Annotated in this window: 20 protein-coding genes; 4 read left to right on the plus strand and 16 right to left on the minus strand. The window is 33.2% G+C overall.

What is annotated here, in order from left to right:
- Nucleotides 1-30 precede the first annotated feature (30 nt).
- The 3 genes from ACQKNR_RS07775 to ACQKNR_RS07785 all read right to left on the minus strand — a co-directional run bounded on the left by ACQKNR_RS07775 (nucleotide 31) and on the right by ACQKNR_RS07785 (nucleotide 1,685).
- Nucleotides 31-543, minus strand: a complete 513-nt coding sequence (locus ACQKNR_RS07775; RefSeq protein ID WP_427316701.1) for a DUF6609 family protein — start codon at nucleotides 541-543, stop codon at nucleotides 31-33.
- A gap of 396 nt (nucleotides 544-939) precedes the next feature.
- Nucleotides 940-1,248 (minus strand): YxcD family protein, encoded by a 309-nt coding sequence (locus ACQKNR_RS07780; RefSeq protein WP_427316702.1) that lies wholly within the window; start codon nucleotides 1,246-1,248, stop codon nucleotides 940-942.
- The gene (locus tag ACQKNR_RS07785) at nucleotides 1,236-1,685 is read right to left on the minus strand and encodes a hypothetical protein (RefSeq protein ID WP_427316704.1); all 450 of its coding nucleotides are present in this window, start codon (nucleotides 1,683-1,685) and stop codon (nucleotides 1,236-1,238) included. The genes ACQKNR_RS07780 and ACQKNR_RS07785 overlap by 13 nt, the downstream gene beginning before the upstream one ends.
- Nucleotides 1,686-1,942: 257 nt before the next feature.
- Here ACQKNR_RS07785 and ACQKNR_RS07790 point away from each other — a divergent pair, with 257 nt between their 5' ends.
- The gene (locus ACQKNR_RS07790) at nucleotides 1,943-2,707 is read left to right on the plus strand and encodes a DUF1836 domain-containing protein (protein ID WP_427316706.1); all 765 of its coding nucleotides are present in this window, start codon (nucleotides 1,943-1,945) and stop codon (nucleotides 2,705-2,707) included.
- 217 nt (nucleotides 2,708-2,924) lie between these two features.
- On the opposite strand, the gene ACQKNR_RS07795 is transcribed toward ACQKNR_RS07790, so the two are convergent.
- From ACQKNR_RS07795 to ACQKNR_RS07805, 3 genes are read right to left on the minus strand one after another with little or no spacing between them, the layout of a single operon-like run.
- Nucleotides 2,925-3,764, minus strand: a complete 840-nt coding sequence (locus ACQKNR_RS07795) for a metallophosphoesterase family protein (RefSeq protein ID WP_427316708.1) — start codon at nucleotides 3,762-3,764, stop codon at nucleotides 2,925-2,927.
- 42 nt (nucleotides 3,765-3,806) lie between these two features.
- Nucleotides 3,807-4,301, minus strand: coding sequence for a GNAT family N-acetyltransferase (locus ACQKNR_RS07800; protein ID WP_427316710.1), 495 nt, complete (start codon nucleotides 4,299-4,301; stop codon nucleotides 3,807-3,809).
- A gap of 36 nt (nucleotides 4,302-4,337) precedes the next feature.
- Complete coding sequence (locus ACQKNR_RS07805; RefSeq protein WP_427316712.1) at nucleotides 4,338-5,453, minus strand: HD domain-containing protein; 1,116 nt, start codon at nucleotides 5,451-5,453, stop codon at nucleotides 4,338-4,340.
- A gap of 275 nt (nucleotides 5,454-5,728) precedes the next feature.
- Between ACQKNR_RS07805 and ACQKNR_RS07810 the strand changes: the two genes are divergently transcribed.
- On the plus strand, nucleotides 5,729-6,334 hold the full coding sequence (locus ACQKNR_RS07810; RefSeq protein ID WP_427316713.1) for a DedA family protein: 606 nt from the start codon (nucleotides 5,729-5,731) through the stop codon (nucleotides 6,332-6,334).
- 63 nt (nucleotides 6,335-6,397) lie between these two features.
- Here ACQKNR_RS07810 and ACQKNR_RS07815 read toward each other — a convergent pair whose 3' ends face one another.
- Nucleotides 6,398-6,850 carry a DinB family protein gene (locus ACQKNR_RS07815; RefSeq protein ID WP_427316715.1) on the minus strand — a complete coding sequence of 151 codons (453 nt, stop codon included), beginning with the start codon at nucleotides 6,848-6,850 and terminating at the stop codon, nucleotides 6,398-6,400.
- Between the two features lie 149 nt (nucleotides 6,851-6,999).
- Between ACQKNR_RS07815 and ACQKNR_RS07820 the strand changes: the two genes are divergently transcribed.
- Nucleotides 7,000-7,224 (plus strand): hypothetical protein, encoded by a 225-nt coding sequence (locus ACQKNR_RS07820; protein WP_427316717.1) that lies wholly within the window; start codon nucleotides 7,000-7,002, stop codon nucleotides 7,222-7,224.
- Nucleotides 7,225-7,262: 38 nt separating this feature from the next.
- On the opposite strand, the gene dltD is transcribed toward ACQKNR_RS07820, so the two are convergent.
- From dltD to ACQKNR_RS07855, 7 genes are all read right to left on the minus strand, one after another.
- Nucleotides 7,263-8,444 (minus strand): D-alanyl-lipoteichoic acid biosynthesis protein DltD, encoded by a 1,182-nt coding sequence (gene dltD, locus ACQKNR_RS07825; protein WP_427317020.1) that lies wholly within the window; start codon nucleotides 8,442-8,444, stop codon nucleotides 7,263-7,265.
- A 270-nt stretch (nucleotides 8,445-8,714) separates the two neighbouring features.
- A complete protein-coding gene (locus ACQKNR_RS07830) occupies nucleotides 8,715-9,242 on the minus strand; it encodes a GNAT family N-acetyltransferase (protein WP_427317022.1) in 528 nt (175 codons plus the stop codon).
- 121 nt (nucleotides 9,243-9,363) lie between these two features.
- Nucleotides 9,364-10,986, minus strand: coding sequence for a peptide ABC transporter substrate-binding protein (locus ACQKNR_RS07835; protein ID WP_427316719.1), 1,623 nt, complete (start codon nucleotides 10,984-10,986; stop codon nucleotides 9,364-9,366).
- Nucleotides 10,987-11,006: 20 nt separating this feature from the next.
- Nucleotides 11,007-12,008 (minus strand): NlpC/P60 family protein, encoded by a 1,002-nt coding sequence (locus tag ACQKNR_RS07840; protein ID WP_427316721.1) that lies wholly within the window; start codon nucleotides 12,006-12,008, stop codon nucleotides 11,007-11,009.
- A gap of 44 nt (nucleotides 12,009-12,052) precedes the next feature.
- Entirely contained in the window at nucleotides 12,053-13,099 is a 1,047-nt protein-coding gene (locus ACQKNR_RS07845) for a dipeptide epimerase (RefSeq protein WP_427316723.1), read from the minus strand.
- Nucleotides 13,100-13,247: 148 nt separating this feature from the next.
- A complete protein-coding gene (locus ACQKNR_RS07850; protein WP_427316725.1) occupies nucleotides 13,248-13,574 on the minus strand; it encodes a DUF3870 domain-containing protein in 327 nt (108 codons plus the stop codon).
- Nucleotides 13,575-13,873: 299 nt separating this feature from the next.
- Nucleotides 13,874-14,230 (minus strand): FtsB family cell division protein, encoded by a 357-nt coding sequence (locus tag ACQKNR_RS07855; RefSeq protein ID WP_427316727.1) that lies wholly within the window; start codon nucleotides 14,228-14,230, stop codon nucleotides 13,874-13,876.
- A gap of 284 nt (nucleotides 14,231-14,514) precedes the next feature.
- Between ACQKNR_RS07855 and ACQKNR_RS07860 the strand changes: the two genes are divergently transcribed.
- On the plus strand, nucleotides 14,515-15,441 hold the full coding sequence (locus tag ACQKNR_RS07860) for an aldo/keto reductase (protein ID WP_427316729.1): 927 nt from the start codon (nucleotides 14,515-14,517) through the stop codon (nucleotides 15,439-15,441).
- 24 nt (nucleotides 15,442-15,465) lie between these two features.
- Here ACQKNR_RS07860 and ACQKNR_RS07865 read toward each other — a convergent pair whose 3' ends face one another.
- Both ACQKNR_RS07865 and ACQKNR_RS07870 read right to left on the minus strand, forming a co-directional pair.
- A complete protein-coding gene (locus ACQKNR_RS07865; protein WP_427316731.1) occupies nucleotides 15,466-16,062 on the minus strand; it encodes a DJ-1/PfpI family protein in 597 nt (198 codons plus the stop codon).
- Nucleotides 16,059-16,550, minus strand: coding sequence for an ankyrin repeat domain-containing protein (locus ACQKNR_RS07870; RefSeq protein WP_427316733.1), 492 nt, complete (start codon nucleotides 16,548-16,550; stop codon nucleotides 16,059-16,061). The genes ACQKNR_RS07865 and ACQKNR_RS07870 overlap by 4 nt, the downstream gene beginning before the upstream one ends.
- Nucleotides 16,551-16,720: the final 170 nt, after the last annotated feature.

Below are 16,720 nucleotides of genomic sequence, written 5' to 3' on the forward strand. Positions count from 1 at the left end.
TTCTTTTCTAATGTATTAATCAACTATATTTTAAAAATCAATAGGACTTAACCTAATAAAAATTACACCAAATAAAATTTTTATCAAACCATCAACTACAAAAAAGACATCTAGATTTACGTTAGTAATGATTAAACCTATGGATGAATTGATTATTAAAATAATGGATAGAAAAAACATCATTTTTCCATGTACGGGAATAAACATTAAGAAATGAATACCTACAGCTAAAAGAATTAATAGCCAGCAATTTCTATAATCATCGCCAACAAAATGAAAAATGAGAAAAACTAAAATAGCCAATAGAATCATTGAAAAATTAGCCCACTTTTTTTGTTCCGGGGTTCCAGAACCAACCGCTAATTTCCTCCTAGTTTTAGGGCTCAATTGCCATATCATTCCTAATGTATAAACAATAATAAAAGGCCACACATTTGAATATCCGTTATGTTTTATTAAAAGTAAGAACATTGCTATTCCGGCAATTATTAGCCAAATTCCATTAATCTTTTGCCTAGGATATTTATAAGTTTTTGTTTCCATGTTCCGCTCCCGTCTGAATATTTCTGATATTCACAATTGACACACTCCTTTTTTCAAGAACCTCTATAAGGAAATCCAGCTAAATTCACACCATTATTCATCTACCTCGCTTTGAATAACAAAGTATAAGATTGCTAAAACATTATATCAAATATAGTTGTAATTCATTTGTCGTAATTTGTCGAATAAATGAATAAAAGTCTTTTTACGTCAGAAAAACCATTCTTCCATGAAATTTACGATTTATTTAGAGAGCCAACTTTGGACGAGATAGTTAAAATGATGCAAATACTAGATTGAAGATACATGAAATGCTGGATTTTATCCTCAAAGAAGAAACATACTAACAATATCAATCCAAATAAAAAACTGTTAGAGCATACAGCTCTAACAGTTTTATTGTTCATCATTATTAAATTTCGCTAATGCATAAATGCCTTCTTCATCATCTAATTCAAGTTGTAATCTTGCTGCAAATGAATTGACATTGTATTCTCGATCAAGCAACAAGCGTAGCGCTTCGATTAAGTTCGCTTGAATTAATATTTGCTGGCGACCATTTACCTCTACTTCAGCAGAGAAACCGTAGTCATCATCAAACATTAGTTCAACTAAAACTTCTTCTGGTCCAACTTGTCTTTTTTCAGCGATATATACACAAAGTGCATTTATAAGCTCTTGTTCAGAAATTTTTATTGTTTCCATGCTACTTCATCCGCCTTTTTCTTACGTTGGTCTTTGAAGTATTTAAATGCACGAACTGCTAACATTATGATACCAGCCATTACTAACATATTTACCATAAACGCTAATACAGAACCAAGAGCTCCCATATTTGCAAATAAGCTACCCATTAGTAAACCACCAAGACCACCAAGTAATAAACCTTTCATAAAGCTTCCTTTATTACTTTTTGGCGCTGTGTTTGTTGCTTTTGTTTTTGAATCTGGAGTCGTTTTTTGAGAATTTACATTAGAGTCTTTTTTGTTTAAATCAACTTTTGACTTTTGACCTGAACTTGGTGTATATGATTTTTTACCAGATTTGTAACTTTTCGCTGCCGCGTGATCTACGAACATAAAGCTACTAGCGCCAAATATCACCATAAACGCTGTCATTACTGCTACAAGTTTTTTCAACATATTATATCCATTCTCCTTTTATATAGATATATGTGAAATCTACCTTTCTTGTAAATTTAGAATGATAGATTTGTTTTAAAACCATTTTAAAGGTTCTTATGAACTTATTATATGAACTTTTGTCGAAATATGCAAGCATTATTTACATACGACAATTTCATGACATAGGAAAAATTAAGCAAAACAGAATTGACTTTAAATGAAACAAAACATATTATAAGTTCATAAGAACTTTTTATAATTTTGGAGGTGAAAAGATGGAAACATTTCATCTCACACGAAACGAAATGGCAACCCTCCTTCTATCACTAAGAGGATGGAATACGAAAAAGCCTCTCGGTATTTTACAAGAAGCTTGGGCAAAATCACATAAAAAAGATATTGAAAGCGGACAAAGCGTAACTGCTTTTATTACTACCGCACTTTCACCTATTTTTGAAAAACTAATTAAGATTGACGATACGGACGTTGGTTTTTCTTTAAATGAAATTGTTGCGCTTGGTAATCAGATTGAAAACACGAGTTTCTCTGTAACTGCGATGCAAAACTGGGTGAAACGAGATATAAAAGAAATGATTGGCTCTCCTCAAAAAGGAAAGAAATATTCAATCGAACAAGCAGCCTTACTATTCATTGTTGAAGATTTAAAAACAGCTCTTGATTTTGAATCCATTCGTAAGCTATTACGCCTTATCGTAAATGATCCAGCCGATCGAAGTGATGATTTAATCAATCCTGTTCATTTATATGTAGCTTACTCTTCTTTATTTGAAGAGTTAAATCGCGGAGATTGCCTACAATTAAATGCGACAGATACAGTCCATACAATTGAAAATATTGTGAAGGAAAAAGCTGATAAAATTGCAAGCAAGTTCGACCAAATTAATAATGAACAGCGTGAAGCAATTCGTAACGCTATTATTATCGCTACCCTATCTGTTCATACCGCATATGTACAAATGTTAGCGAAACGTTACGTATCAGCAACATTATTTTTACAAAATTTAGATGTGAAACCGTAAAAAACAGGAGCAGAAGTGCTCCTGTTTTTTTATAGCAAAAGATTATTAATTTTAAAGATGACAGCAAGCATAACCCTGTCGTATATTGAGAGCAAGGTTATGCTTGTTTTTCCTCTTCGTTTTAAATTTAAGTTTCATTCCACGATAGCTCTCGCTAATGAAATATCATACTCACCTATCATCAATTTAACAAAAGTCATTTCATTCTATTATATTCCTAACAGATTTTCTCGATAAACTTAATTACATCATCCTTGTAATTATATTTATCATTAATCTCTTGCAATAATTCAATATCATGAGTATGGTTTTTTCCTGTCTCGAGCAGCTCGCGATATAAATCAATATAAGGAAGTTTTCTACTAATCGCTTTTTTTAATTCCTTTTCAACATCATAAGAAATTTTTTTAAATCTTACCTCAGCAATCCCTGCCTCATCAATTTCAAGAATTGCATATTGAGCACGTAAGTCAGAGTTTAACTTGTCCCATTTATAAAAAGGTTGTCCAATAGTTCCTGGATTAATAATTAATTGATCATTGCTACTATAGCGTAACAATTGGTGATGAGTATGAGCGTAAATCGCAATATCATAATCAAGATTAAATAACTGATCAAAATTTTCCTGATTATTAGTGGGCCATAAATCTCCTCCGTAATTTTTATTTTGTAGATTATGACTAATACTAATAGATAAATCATTAACCCGTTTTGTTATATGTAATGGCAAATTTTTAATACGATCAATATAAATTTCATCCAAATTTTCACATTGATAATAAACTAATCTTAAAACATAAATATCAGTTGCGTTATTAATATCAATGTTTTTATTAAGCACGTCAAGAAAGCTATCTTCCCAGTTTCCTTGAACATAAGTATCAACGTTAATACTATCTAACATTTCAAATAAATCATTCGATCCAGGCCCAGGCATAATTAAATCTCCTAAAAACCAATAATCAGTCACACCTTCTTTAATAGAATCTTCGATAACTGCTGTTAAAGCAGTTGCATTACCATGGACATCTGCCAGTAAAGCAATTTTATGTTTCATGTATTTCATTTCTCCCTCTGAATTAAACGTATGTATTTTTTTCTATATTTCCTCTTTCTTAACTCTATGCATATCATACACTTTCATTTGATTCTCTTCATACGATTTTACTTTTTCAAATCCAGCTTTTTCATAACAGCGAATTGCCCTCTTATTATCTTCCCTAACTTGTAATACAACCGCTTGTATATCAGTGTCTAAAAATGATTTAGTTACAAAATACTTTGTAATCTCTGTTCCAAGGCCTTTTGAATATAAGTTTGAAGCGCCGATGAGGATAGAGTATTCTATCGCATATGCATCGTCATATTTCTTCTTTTTTAATCCGACTCTACCTATTACTTCACCCTTCACTACTATTACATGATAACTTGCATAAGATCGCGATAATTTTTCAGTCCAATACTTTCGAAGTTCTTCAATTGTATATCGTTTGAATGGTCTCACATCTGCTATGTTATGTAAATCTTCGTCGTTATACCATTCTAATATAATTGGCAAATCATCCAATTCTAAAAGACGTTCTTTCCAATCCACTTTTCCACCTCATTCATTTTTTATTTTCGAACCAAATCAAATTGAATACGCATATTCTTTTTTAGGCAATTTTACTATCTCCTGAATGAGAGTTGATTTTTCTATAATATCCTCTAACTGCCCCTCACTATAAATATAAATACCACCTACGTATGAACTGTAAGCCTTTTTCTCGGTTATTACCGCTAAGGTGCTATTTTCCTTTTTAAAGTTACCCTCTAGTCCTTTTTCAAATGATAAACTTTTGTCTGCTGAAAAATAAAGCTGAATTAACGCCGCTAATTGTACGTCTTCTGATTTTGCAAAGTACTTTATTTCATTTAAAATCATTTCATCTTGTAACGGAAGAAAGTCCTCTATTTCTAACTTCTCTCCTTTATGAAAGAAATTTTGTAGCTCAGGAATATAGAACGAAAGATTTTTCTCCTTTATCTTTTGAAAAATGGATTGCAGCAATAAGTCTTTCCCTATTACAAACGGATGGCCAAAGCCATTATTGTACAGCCCTTCTTTCATTTTCATTAGTTTTTCGATCAAAGGGATTCCTTGTTCTTCAATAACAAGTTTATCGTTAATAAAACGCATATTAGCAATCAATTCTTCTATCCGTAAACCGTCTAATTCAAGTGATGAATAATATAAATCTCTATTCCAAAAATCTAATTGGTCCATTCCTAATGAATTAAATAATAACTCATCTATTATTGGAAAAACTCCATCATCTGTTAAAGCTTTCGTTACATCATCTAATAATCCTGAAGTCTGCTTTAAAATCTTGCGTATTTCTTCATCCTCTTGAATGATTCGTATAGTCCAATCACCATGATCTTCACCTGATATTTGTTGAAAGCAATGCGAATATGGACCATGCCCAACATCGTGTAGAAGAGCTACAACAGATACTAATTTTCGCTTATATGCAGATAAATGAATATCACCAATCCCTGTAAGATGTTCTATCACTTTATTTACCAGTACATATACACCTATTGAATGTTCTTTCCTCGTATGTATTGCGTCCTCATGTAAAAAATATGTATGGCCTTGTTGTTTAATATACGCCAACCTTTGAAATGCTTTTGTATCTATCAATCGAAGGATATCTCTATCACAAATAGAAATTGGTCCATAAATCGGATCTGTAATATGCATACATTATCCTCCTATTTTTTAAATTAAAAACCTATACCATTATACTTAATTTTCAGTCTATTATCATTAATATATGAGAAAATTTTAATAATCTTTTCATTATCTCTTCATGAAAACTCAACTTATTTCCTTTACTATATTACTTATAGGAGACATAAAAGAATTGAAATAGCAATCCCCTATATAAATAAGGTATAATCTACATATAGTGAACCTTTTATGTTGTTAAATAAAGGGACACATATTCAAAAATTCATGAATTAGAAGGTGCAACAATGTTAAGTAGTTTTATTCACTCAGTATTAACGTTTTTTGAAGGATTAGGTTATTGGGGCATTATGCTTGGACTTATGATTGAGATTATTCCAAGTGAAATTGTCCTTGCTTATGCGGGATACTTAGTATTCAATGGTAGTATCTCATTTGTAGGCGCAGTTGTATTTGGTACAATTGGCGGCGTTATTGCCCAAATCTTTATTTATTGGATTGGCCGATATGGTGGTCGCCCTGTATTAGAACGTTATGGAAAGTATATTTTCATTCATAAAAAACAAATTGATGCTGCTGAAGATTGGTTTAATCGTTACGGAACTGGCGTAATTTTCACAGCGCGCTTTATCCCAGTAGTGCGTCATGCGATTTCAATTCCTGCTGGTATTACAAAAATGCCATTATTACGTTTCACTACATTAACAGCACTTGCAATTATCCCTTGGTCTATCATTTTCATTTATTTAGGTGAAAAACTCGGCGAAAACTGGGAGAATATTAACGATATTGCTGGACCGTATGTGAAATCGTTCGCAATCGGTGGCGTCGTACTTATTCTTTTATACTTCGTCATAAAAAAATGGACAAAAAAACGTAAAAATCTTGCTTAAAAATACAAATAAAACCGCTGTAAATTCATTAAGAATTATAGCGGTTTTTTATTATAAGCTCGATTATGTATTAGAAATTGCATTATTTCTTAAGTCATGCTGAATGAGTGATGAAAAATAATTATCTAATCTCACTTTTTTTGTGCAAAATTGGTAATCATTATAAAAATATTGGGCGGGAATTCGTTTAATTTGGTCTACTAATTGTTTACGAATACAACTAAATTGATCTATCAGTTCTTCTTTGGAAATACCAGACCTTGCATATATTATTGCTCCCTTATTCATTTCCTCCACATCTGTTGGAACATTAAATATAGGTTGTGCCTTTAGAAAACATGGAATTCGATACTTCATTAAAAACTCGTCCCAAACGATAAAATGTGAAATCACATCCGCAGTTGCCCATGCCCCTTTTTTTAATGGTTGAAACCATATATCATCAGATACACCCTTCAATGTTTGACACCATTCTATTAGGCTCGACTTTTCTTCTAGAATACATTCTTTTCCCATAGTTCATTCCTTCCTCTTCCACACTTATAATCCATTCATATTAATAATTTCTAGATATTGTGTTAAATCCCTCCAGTTTGAGATTTACGTGGAAAAGCAACTATTCAGCCATGAAACTCGTATAGTAACTTAAAAGGAGTGATTTCCTCATGCATTGGCAACAAAAAATACCATTCTTAATCGGACGCCCTATCGGTATTTCCTTCATTAACGGACAAGGAGCTTCTGGGGTATTATGTTCAGCACATGATGGTAAATTATATGTTTATGAATACCTGTACCAATCTCAGTTCGCAATGAAACATTATGATTTTAGACAAATTCAAGATATCCACGCGTTTCCAAATTGCCCACATCAAAATCCTCAATACTAAAAACAGGAACGGCTTATAGCCATTCCTGTTTTTATACTTTATTTTTCAGAATAAAATTTCTGCACTGCTTCATCAAAATAAATCCAACCTTTCCAACCTAAATGAATTGTATCTTTTAAGAAATACTTATCATATTCATGGCTAGAGAAATCGACTACTGGATATCCTGCCTTCTCCACTTGTTCTCGAACTTTTTTATAATACACTTCACGGCGTTCTTTCGGGAAACCAGTATAATCATACCATGGTCCGTTTACGGGTACAGAAATAAATAGTGGTTTGACGTTTTTTTCTTTGAAAAGATCTAAAATAATTTGCAAATCATCATATTCTGGTGATTCATCGTACGATTCATTTACTCTAAAGTTTTTTAGACCTTTTAATTTTCTCTTTAAATTATGTTTATAGTAATACGGATTTTCAATTCCAAATGTATTTGTAGTAGACTCCGCTATCCCTTCTTGTTCCGCATATTTACGTGCATCTTCCCAAGAGATTGAACGTAGTCCCATATTTGTTTTCTCTTTCATCGGTTCAATCTTAAATAAAGAGTTAAATAAATCTCTATGATCTAAAATGTTTCGATGCATATAAGCGAATGGTTTGACTAGACCCGCTTTTATGTTATGTTTTGTATCATCATATACAATACCTTCTAATGAATTTTTTAATATATCATCTTTACGAACAACTTTATAATCTAGTAAACGTTTCGCAATTTTCTTCTTCATTTCTGGATTTATTTCGTCATTAAAAATAAAATGATATGCCTGTTGTTTGGAAAAATTATTAGTAAAATCTCCTTGCTGAACACCAGCCTTTGTAAACCACTGTGGTGAAAGAACAAACACGACTTTTTTCCCTTCCAAATCATCCAATGTAGACGTCATATTTAAAATATGAGCCAAACTTTGCGTACCACCAGTCCCGATTAGAAATGGAGTAAAACCTGCCGGGTTTACTTTAAAATAATTGGACGGATGATATGCATCCATTCGTAAAAATTCTGATGAACCGTACATCGGTAAATACTGCGAATTCTCTAACATTTTTTGTTGTAAGAAAACACTTTGTAATTTCTCTTTTTGTAAGGAAGTTGCCGCATCTTCTACCTTTTTATCGCTTATTAGCGATACTAAACTCTTTGAGGGAATAAGCAATACAATGAAAAAGAGTATACAGGCTAAAATAATTGGTCCGAAAGCATGCTTCATCTTCATCTTCATCTGTTATTCCTCTTTCTAGTACTATTCAATTGTAACCCTTGTTTTTGACACGCCATCTTTTCTCTCCTTTTTCTTTATACATGATCCATTCTATTTATCTATTGCATGTATGTATTTCCTTCTTTCGCTCTATTAAGTTTTATAATGATAGAGAAAGAAAATGTTTCCAAAGAAACACGTTAATTATACAAGATTCTACATAAATTTCACACTGGTATTTTAGTAATAATTTTATTTTTAAACAGTGAAAAAACATATAAATGTCTATAATCCATCAGATGATGTATTAAGTTCAAAATATGATAATATACGCCCGCTATGATCAACATTATGAGTATATGTAAAGCCTAACTTTCGTAAAAGTTTTTTCGAATTCTCATTTGCTTCTTTCACTCTAGCAATTATTCTTTTTAAATTCATTATCTCTGTTGCATACTGAATAGATGCCTGAGCTGCTTCTGACGCATATCCATTCCCCCAATACTCTGGATCAAGTAGATACATAATTTCTGTTTCTCTTGTTTCATCTACCTTTCTTAAACCACAATGCCCTAAAACCTTTCCTGTTTCACTATTACATAACAACCATACACCAAAATCATTCTGTTCCCAATGCGATATAAGTTGCCTGATATAGTCATTTACTTCTTCCTTTGACATCCCTCTTGATTTAGCCAGCCATTTGCCAACAGCTTCTTTCTTTAATATGTTATAAAATTGATCAACATCTTCTATTGTTGGTTTCCTCATTAATAATCTTTTTGTATGTATTACTTTCTTTTCTTCATACATAGACATCATTCCCCTCCAAATACTGTTTACAGACTAGTAAATTATACCATGAACTATTTATCTAGCTTTAACTAAGAAAAAAACAGACTATCACTTACGTGAAGTCTGTTTCTCCGTCACTTTATTTTTGTACATCCGCCCATTTTAAACTTGTTGCTGGACCAAATTGATGTACGTATAAATCTTTCACGTACGGCTTTTGTAAGTAAGATAGTCCACGCTGGAATACCGGTGCGATTACCGCATCATCAAGAAGTACTTTTTCAGCATCTTGCAGTGCCTTCCAACGTGCTTTTTCCTCATTACCTAATTCTGTTTTAATCTTCTTAATTAACGCATCATATTCTGGATTTGCATATCCTGTATTATTAACACTACTTCCAGAAAGGAATACTTCTAAGTAAGTCATCGGATCTGGATAATCAGGTAACCAACGTGATAACGACATTTCATACTCTTTTTTCTTCTCAAGTGCTAGTTTTTGAGTATGTGGTTGTAATTTTACATTTACTTTTAAACCCGGTAAGTTTTTCTCAAGCTGCTCTTTAATGTACTCTCCTACTTTTTTAAAGTTTTCTAAGTCATAGTTTAATAACTCAAGCGTTACTTCGCTTGTTCCCGTCTCTTGCTTTGCTTTTTCCCAATATTCCTTTGCCTGTTTTACGTCTGTCTTATTAAACTCGCCTGCTGTATCTCTAAAATCTTTCTTATCTGGACCTTTTAAAAATCCTTTTGGTACGTAGTAATTCGCAGCAACAGAACCATCATTTAAAAATGAAGTCGCAAGCCCTTTCTTATCAAACACTGTACTTAGCGCCAGACGTGCATTTTTATTTTTAAGAATCGGTACATTTTCATTGAAACGGAAGAAATACATTACCGGATCTGTATATTGTTTCAGTTCCTTATTAGTTTTATATTTATCTACGAATTCTGTAGAAATGACCGCTCTATCAACCTTATCTGTTTCATATAAATTTACCGCAGTTGAAATTTCTTTAACGATTTGATAGTTTACTTCATCTAATTTCACTTCTTTTTTATCCCAATACTTATCATTTTTCTTCATTGTAAAGCTAGCTTCATGCTTCCACTCTGATAATGTAAACGGTCCATTATATATCGTTTTATTTGCTTCTAATCCGTATTTATCACCTTGCTCTTTTGCGTACTGTTCATTAATTGGATAGAAGGATGGTAAAATGAGTAGTTTCGTAAAGTAGGGTACAGGATGTTCTAGCTCTACAACAAACGTTTTATCATCATTTGCTCTTACTCCTAACTCATCTAGTCCTAGTTGTTTCTTATTTATCTTCTCCGCATTTTTCACATCGTACGCAATGTATGCATATTGAGAAGCAGTATCTGGATTAATAAGCTGCTTCCAAGCGTATACGTAATCGTGAGCTGTTACTGGATCTCCATTAGACCATTTCGCATCACGAAGGTGGAATGTATATATCTTTCCATCTTTACTTACTTCATATTTTTGTGCTCCTGCTTGAATCACTTCATCATTTTTCGATAAACGGAATAGCCCTTCCATTACGTTATTTAAAACGTTAAACGATACCGCATCTGTTACTTTTCCTGAATTTAATGATGGAATTTCCCCCGTTTCTAGTAGCTGTAATACTTTCTTCTCATCTTTCGGCTTTGTCGTTGTTTTTTCTTTTGCGCAGCCAACTAAAAATGAAGAAACTAATAGAGTGCTAACTAATGAGTAGCGAACTACCTTTTTCATTTCAAAACCCCCTCTATTCTTTAAGGTAAGTAACGACGAGCACCAGCGTATTCTTCTATATATCCTGGTGTATTTAGCGGTATAATTTCTACCGATCTTTCCGCTCTTGGTGAATGAATCATATTCCCATCACCAATATACATTGCAACATGGTGAACACTACCTTTTCCTTGGTTATGAGCGAAGAAGATTAAATCTCCCTTTTGTAAATTTTCTTTATCAACTGCAACTCCCGCTTTTGATTGCGGTCCAGAATCTCGCGGGATTGTAATACCGTGCGCTTTATAAATCGTATGTGTAAATCCGGAGCAATCAAATCCAAACCCACTTGTACCAGCCCATATATACGGTAACCCTAAAAACATTTTTCCTGTGTTTATTAAATCATCGGCTGTCGGAGCCGGAATATCATTTTGAGAACGGTAAACCGTTCCATCATTTTTTCGTAGCCATGCCTTCTGACCATTTGGCAACAACACGCGATATGAAATTGTATCTTCACTAAGTAGCGGTAAACGCGTGTTATAACTAACTTCAAGTGCTTTTTGTTTTTCAGAAGGATTTATATATAAAATAGCTGTCGGTTTCGTTATTAATACGAACGGTTGGTTTGTTTTATCTGCAAATTCTTGATTATACGTTAATTGTTTTTCGGGCATCCATCCCGGGTAACCTTCTTCATTTCGTGGTGTCGGCTGTCCGTGAACTAATACTTTCACCCAGTCACCTTTCTTATCAATAACTGCTACTTCTTGACCGAGTAGCGCTTGCGTTTCTAATTTATTCGCACTCGTTAACCATAACTTCTCATCAAGGGTCATTGATTTCGTCCATTTCCATAAATCAACTGGATTTGTTGCGCTTGGTGCATCGATTGGTCGTATTGAATCAGGTGCAGTCCATAATGTAGCTGCAGATACATCTATAAACGCTTTACTATCTTTCTTCTCTTCAGCATTTGCCGATGTAAACGATGAAAATATAAATAAAGTTGTTAAAAATGCAGTTCCTACTTTTTTCATAAATATCCCCCTCAAAAGATAGTTTTAAATCACTTCTTCTAAGATTAAATATTCACTGTAGAATGAAGGTTTACCTTTGATCCGGAATAAGACATTCCTTCTGGTTCTTCCATTAACCATAACGGCGCATCAAGATCGAAATAATGAATATTTGGATGAGCTGCCGCTAAATGTGCAACAGCACTAACGGAAAGTGAAGATTCCATCATGCTGCCAACCATACATTTTATACCTGCTGCTTCTGCAATATCTGCAATACGCCATGCTTCACGTATGCCACCACATTTCATTAATTTAATATTGATTAAGTCTGCATATTTTCCTTGAACGAGTTTTAATGCGTCACTTACTGAAAATATACTTTCATCAGCCATAATTGGCGTTTGTACATTTTCTTTCACGTACTTTAACCCATCCCAATCTTTCGCGTGTACCGGTTGTTCAATAAATTCTATATTTAAATTACGATTTTCCATCTCTTTAATGATAGAAACAGCTACCTTTGGATCCCATCCTTGATTTGCATCTAATCGTAATGTTGTGCTTTTTGGTACGCTATTTCGAATTGCCTCAATTCGTTCTAAGTCTAAATGAGCAGATTTCCCAACTTTAATTTTTAAAATTTGAAATCCTTTTTCTACATGTTGTTTTGCCTCTTTCGCCATAATGAAAGGCTCATCTACACTTACTGTAATATCTGTATAAATTTCTTTCTTGCCGCCTAATAATCCGTAAAGTGGAACATTTCGATATTGGCAAAAAACATCGTATAAAGCGATATCTACCGCTGCTTTCGCACTTGTATTTCCAATACAACTCCTTTGAATGTCCTGTAGTAACTGTTGAAATTGAATTAAATCTTGACCAATTAAACATGAGCGCATCGGCCCTAATATCGCTTCCTCAATCCCACTAGCGAAGTCACCGGTAATAACTGGTGTGGCTGCTGCAGCTCCTTTTCCAACAATTCCTTCATCTGTTTGAATGAGCACATCAATACTTTCAATTTCAGTTACTGTACGGAGTGCGGTCTTAAATGGAGTATGAAGCTTTATATAACGACGCTTCACTTTTATATCAGTAATTTTCATGTCATTCATCCTTTCGTTGTCCAATAAAGTTCAACTAATTGGGCTTTTACGGGCCGTTAATTTCCTATCTCTCTATCTTGCTCTCACTCACTGTTAATGAGGAATAAAAAAATCCAGCCGCAAGAACTTCCTTACGGCTGGATTTTGTCTATGATTGAGTAGACAAAGCAGCAATCTGATTATATTTTTTCTGTGCATCTTTTAGCGCTACTAATAACGCCTTTTGAGATGAACCGAAATAACGATTTTTTATTTCTGTTACTAACGCTGGGTCATTAATATTTTTATGTAGAAATAAATATTTAACAAATTGAGATGTTAATGCAATTGTCGCTGAGCAATCTGCATCTACAATTTCCCCTGTCTCCTTCACAAGTACAAATGCTACAAAATAGCTTTTAAACTTTTCGGTAATGGGATTATTTTGGGGTGCCTTCGCATCCCCTACGACATAAATTGTATTTGAAGCGTACACAGCTATCTTCCTTTCTTAAACGAGGATATCGGTTTTCTTAATAGTCGTATGAGCGATAAACTCAACGTTGATTAAAAAATGTATCCACTTACGAATATTATATAAAATTATCAGAATTTTAACAACATTTATTTTTACATATATTTCATAATTAAGGATATTCATGCATTTCATAGATGTAAGAGCTTTAACTCTACATCTTACATTATGTTATAACTCCTTGTACCATGTTAATTAGCTTCTCTTTTTCCATACTTCCTTTACAAATAAAAAACAGTTAGCCATCGCTAACTGCTTCATTACTTTGGTAATACGAAAATTGTTTCATTTGGCTTAGAAAACTGGTACTCTTTTCTCGCAAACTTCAATATCTCTTCTTCATTATCTGTTAAATTTTCTATGTTAGTCTTTAAAGAACCTTTATCTTTCTCTAAAGATACTAATTGTTTTTTTTGACTCGTAATTGTATCTTTCTTTTTATTAATTACTTCTTGTTGTTTCGTTAAAATATATTGAACGTACAAAGTAGTCACCGCAATAAAAATAAACATTAATATAAAACGCCTTATTTTTTTCTTATTAATAGCTCGATTCTCATTAGGCTGTGATAGTTGCTCTGGAATATTAGGAACATTTACTCTCTTGAGTTTCCTCATAATCAAATCCCCCTAACCCATATTTCTTCACCGCCACCGGCAAGATCTTACTAACTAATTTCTATTCTTATAAAATAAGCTCCTTCACAAAAATATCCCATAAATTAACCAATTAAAGATAGCATTCGACGACATTTCCGTATTTCCATTGAAATTTTTTATGTATGCTGCAATAAAATAGTAGTTTATGTTATTCTTTTTCTACTATTGTAGAAGAGTTTTTTTACATACAAAATTTCCTACCTACATATCGATGTTATAACATGCTTACAAGGAGGGGAAATATGCATTACCGTACATTAGGTAAAACTGGAATAACTGTTTCTGAAATAGGTTTTGGGGCATGGGCAATCGGTGGTGATGAATGGGGACCTGTAAACGATGAACAATCTATAACAGCTATGAAAAAAGCATTTGAGTGCGGTGTGAATTTTATTGATACTGCGGATGTGTATGGTTTAGGACATAGTGAAAAGTTGGTAGCTACCGCAATTAAAGGACATCGTAATGATATTATTCTATCAACGAAAGGTGGTTTAATTGGACATCACTACGACCCTAATGGAGCCCCTGTATATAATACTGCCGAAAAAATCATCGCCGTATTCGAAACAAGTTTACAACGTCTTCAAACAGATTACATTGATCTTTATTTTTGTCATATTTGGTGGCATAACCGTAGAGAAACAGAAGCATTTTTACGTGCATTTGAAATATTAAAACGTGATGGGAAAGTAAGAGCGGTCGGTGTTTCGACTCATGATTTACAATACATTCACAATTTCAATAAAAATGATGAAATTGACATCGTACAACTTGATTACAATATATTGAATCGAAAACCAGAAAATGATATATTGCCATTCTTACAGGAGAAAAATTTAGGAGCGGTTATTCGTGGTCCATTAAAAATGGGCATTTTAACTGGGAAATTCACAAATAAAACAACTTTTCCAGATGGAGATTTACGCAAAGATTGGCCAAACGAAACTTGGTTTCAAGAAGACTTACAAAAAGTGGAGAAACTTCGGTTGCTCTCAAATAAAAATCAGACCCTAGGGCAACTTGCACTTCGCTATGTACTCTCTCATCCAGCAGTAAGCGTTGCAATCCCTGGTGCAAAAACAGAAAAACAAGCACAAGAAAATGCGAATGCGTCTGTTCGTCCTATTTTGAGTGACGAGGAACTTATCTATATTCATTCAATATAAGAAAAAAGCCCAACTTGGGCTTTTTTAATTTTGCAAATCAATATCATATTCCATTCTTTTTGCAGTTTCCTCAGCAATTTCCACCCCTAGTAAGTTTTTCACAATATGAAATGACATATTAATTCCGGCCGAAATTCCTGCTGATGTAATAATATGGCCCTCATCTACAAACTTTACATTTTCTAAAACCTGTACATTTGGAAACTCATTTTTAAAATTATCAATACTACCCCAATGTGTTGTCGCTTTTAATCCTTCCAGTAAACCTGCTTTCGCGAGTAATAGCGCACCCGTACAAACTGAGGTCATTAATTTCACTTCTTTCATTTGTTGGCGAATCCACTTTATTACTATTTCATTTTTCATTTCATATTCTCTAGCACCTAGCCCGCCGGGAATTATTAAAATATCCACTGGCGGTAAATCTTCAATACTATAATCTGGCTGTACCTTTAATCCGTTTCTTGCTGTAATCCTTTCTCCATTTTGGCTAACTGTATAAACAGTAAATGGTTTTTCTTCATTCACCTCAGTTACAGAAAAAACTTCAAATGGTCCAGCAAAGTCTAACACCTCTACTTCATTAAATAAAAATATACCTACACTCCATTTATTCATCATAAGTTCACTTCCTGTTGCAAATGATGTAAAAGGTAATCATATCCTTTTTCTAATGCAATATCATACGCAGTTTTCCCATCATTTTTCTTAATCGTTTTATTAGCACCATTTTTAAGAAGTAATATAATGATTTCTTCATTCCCTAATAATGCTGCTTCGTGTAGTCCCGTCCACCCGCCACTTTGCATAACATTTACATCCGAACCTTTTTCAATTAAGAACGCTACAAGTTCACTTTGCTTGTTCGCAATTGCCGCTTGTAGAGGTGTATTTTCATTTTCATTCTTTGCTCTAATATGTATATTTGCACCGCTTTCTAAAAGAAAACTCGCTAGTTCTTTCTGTCCAAAATAAGCCGCTAAATGAAGTGGTGTCCAGCCATCTTCACTAAATTCGTTAACAACACTTGGATTCGTCTTTATAAACTCCACTACTTTTTCCTTGTTACCACTTATGACGGCTTGTGCTATTGATTGTAAATGCTCCATAATAATCCCTCCATCTTTCAAATTATGTGAATATCCCCTTCTATAATGTTCTATTAATTATCATATTTCCCTTTTAAAATTTAACAGTTTACATAATAATATTATTTATTTTTTTGATAATCATGATTCAAAGCTATTAATTTATATTAAAATAACGTTATTATTCTTAA

It is taken from the genome of Bacillus sp. NPDC094077, from assembly GCF_050279465.1.
Lineage (GTDB): Bacteria > Bacillota > Bacilli > Bacillales > Bacillaceae_G > Bacillus_A.

Coding starts and splice junctions, on each gene's coding strand:
- ACQKNR_RS07775 (WP_427316701.1), bottom strand. CDS start 543: ATGGAAACAAAAACTTATAAATATCCTAGGCAAAAGATTAATGGAATT.
- ACQKNR_RS07780 (WP_427316702.1), bottom strand. CDS start 1,248: ATGGAAACAATAAAAATTTCTGAACAAGAGCTTATAAATGCACTTTGT.
- ACQKNR_RS07785 (WP_427316704.1), bottom strand. CDS start 1,685: ATGTTGAAAAAACTTGTAGCAGTAATGACAGCGTTTATGGTGATATTT.
- ACQKNR_RS07790 (WP_427316706.1), top strand. CDS start 1,943: ATGGAAACATTTCATCTCACACGAAACGAAATGGCAACCCTCCTTCTA.
- ACQKNR_RS07795 (WP_427316708.1), bottom strand. CDS start 3,764: ATGAAACATAAAATTGCTTTACTGGCAGATGTCCATGGTAATGCAACT.
- ACQKNR_RS07805 (WP_427316712.1), bottom strand. CDS start 5,453: ATGCATATTACAGATCCGATTTATGGACCAATTTCTATTTGTGATAGA.
- ACQKNR_RS07810 (WP_427316713.1), top strand. CDS start 5,729: ATGTTAAGTAGTTTTATTCACTCAGTATTAACGTTTTTTGAAGGATTA.
- ACQKNR_RS07815 (WP_427316715.1), bottom strand. CDS start 6,850: ATGGGAAAAGAATGTATTCTAGAAGAAAAGTCGAGCCTAATAGAATGG.
- ACQKNR_RS07820 (WP_427316717.1), top strand. CDS start 7,000: ATGCATTGGCAACAAAAAATACCATTCTTAATCGGACGCCCTATCGGT.
- dltD (WP_427317020.1), bottom strand. CDS start 8,444: ATGAAGATGAAGCATGCTTTCGGACCAATTATTTTAGCCTGTATACTC.
- ACQKNR_RS07830 (WP_427317022.1), bottom strand. CDS start 9,242: ATGTATGAAGAAAAGAAAGTAATACATACAAAAAGATTATTAATGAGG.
- ACQKNR_RS07835 (WP_427316719.1), bottom strand. CDS start 10,986: ATGAAAAAGGTAGTTCGCTACTCATTAGTTAGCACTCTATTAGTTTCT.
- ACQKNR_RS07840 (WP_427316721.1), bottom strand. CDS start 12,008: ATGAAAAAAGTAGGAACTGCATTTTTAACAACTTTATTTATATTTTCA.
- ACQKNR_RS07845 (WP_427316723.1), bottom strand. CDS start 13,099: ATGAAAATTACTGATATAAAAGTGAAGCGTCGTTATATAAAGCTTCAT.
- ACQKNR_RS07855 (WP_427316727.1), bottom strand. CDS start 14,230: ATGAGGAAACTCAAGAGAGTAAATGTTCCTAATATTCCAGAGCAACTA.
- ACQKNR_RS07860 (WP_427316729.1), top strand. CDS start 14,515: ATGCATTACCGTACATTAGGTAAAACTGGAATAACTGTTTCTGAAATA.
- ACQKNR_RS07865 (WP_427316731.1), bottom strand. CDS start 16,062: ATGATGAATAAATGGAGTGTAGGTATATTTTTATTTAATGAAGTAGAG.
- ACQKNR_RS07870 (WP_427316733.1), bottom strand. CDS start 16,550: ATGGAGCATTTACAATCAATAGCACAAGCCGTCATAAGTGGTAACAAG.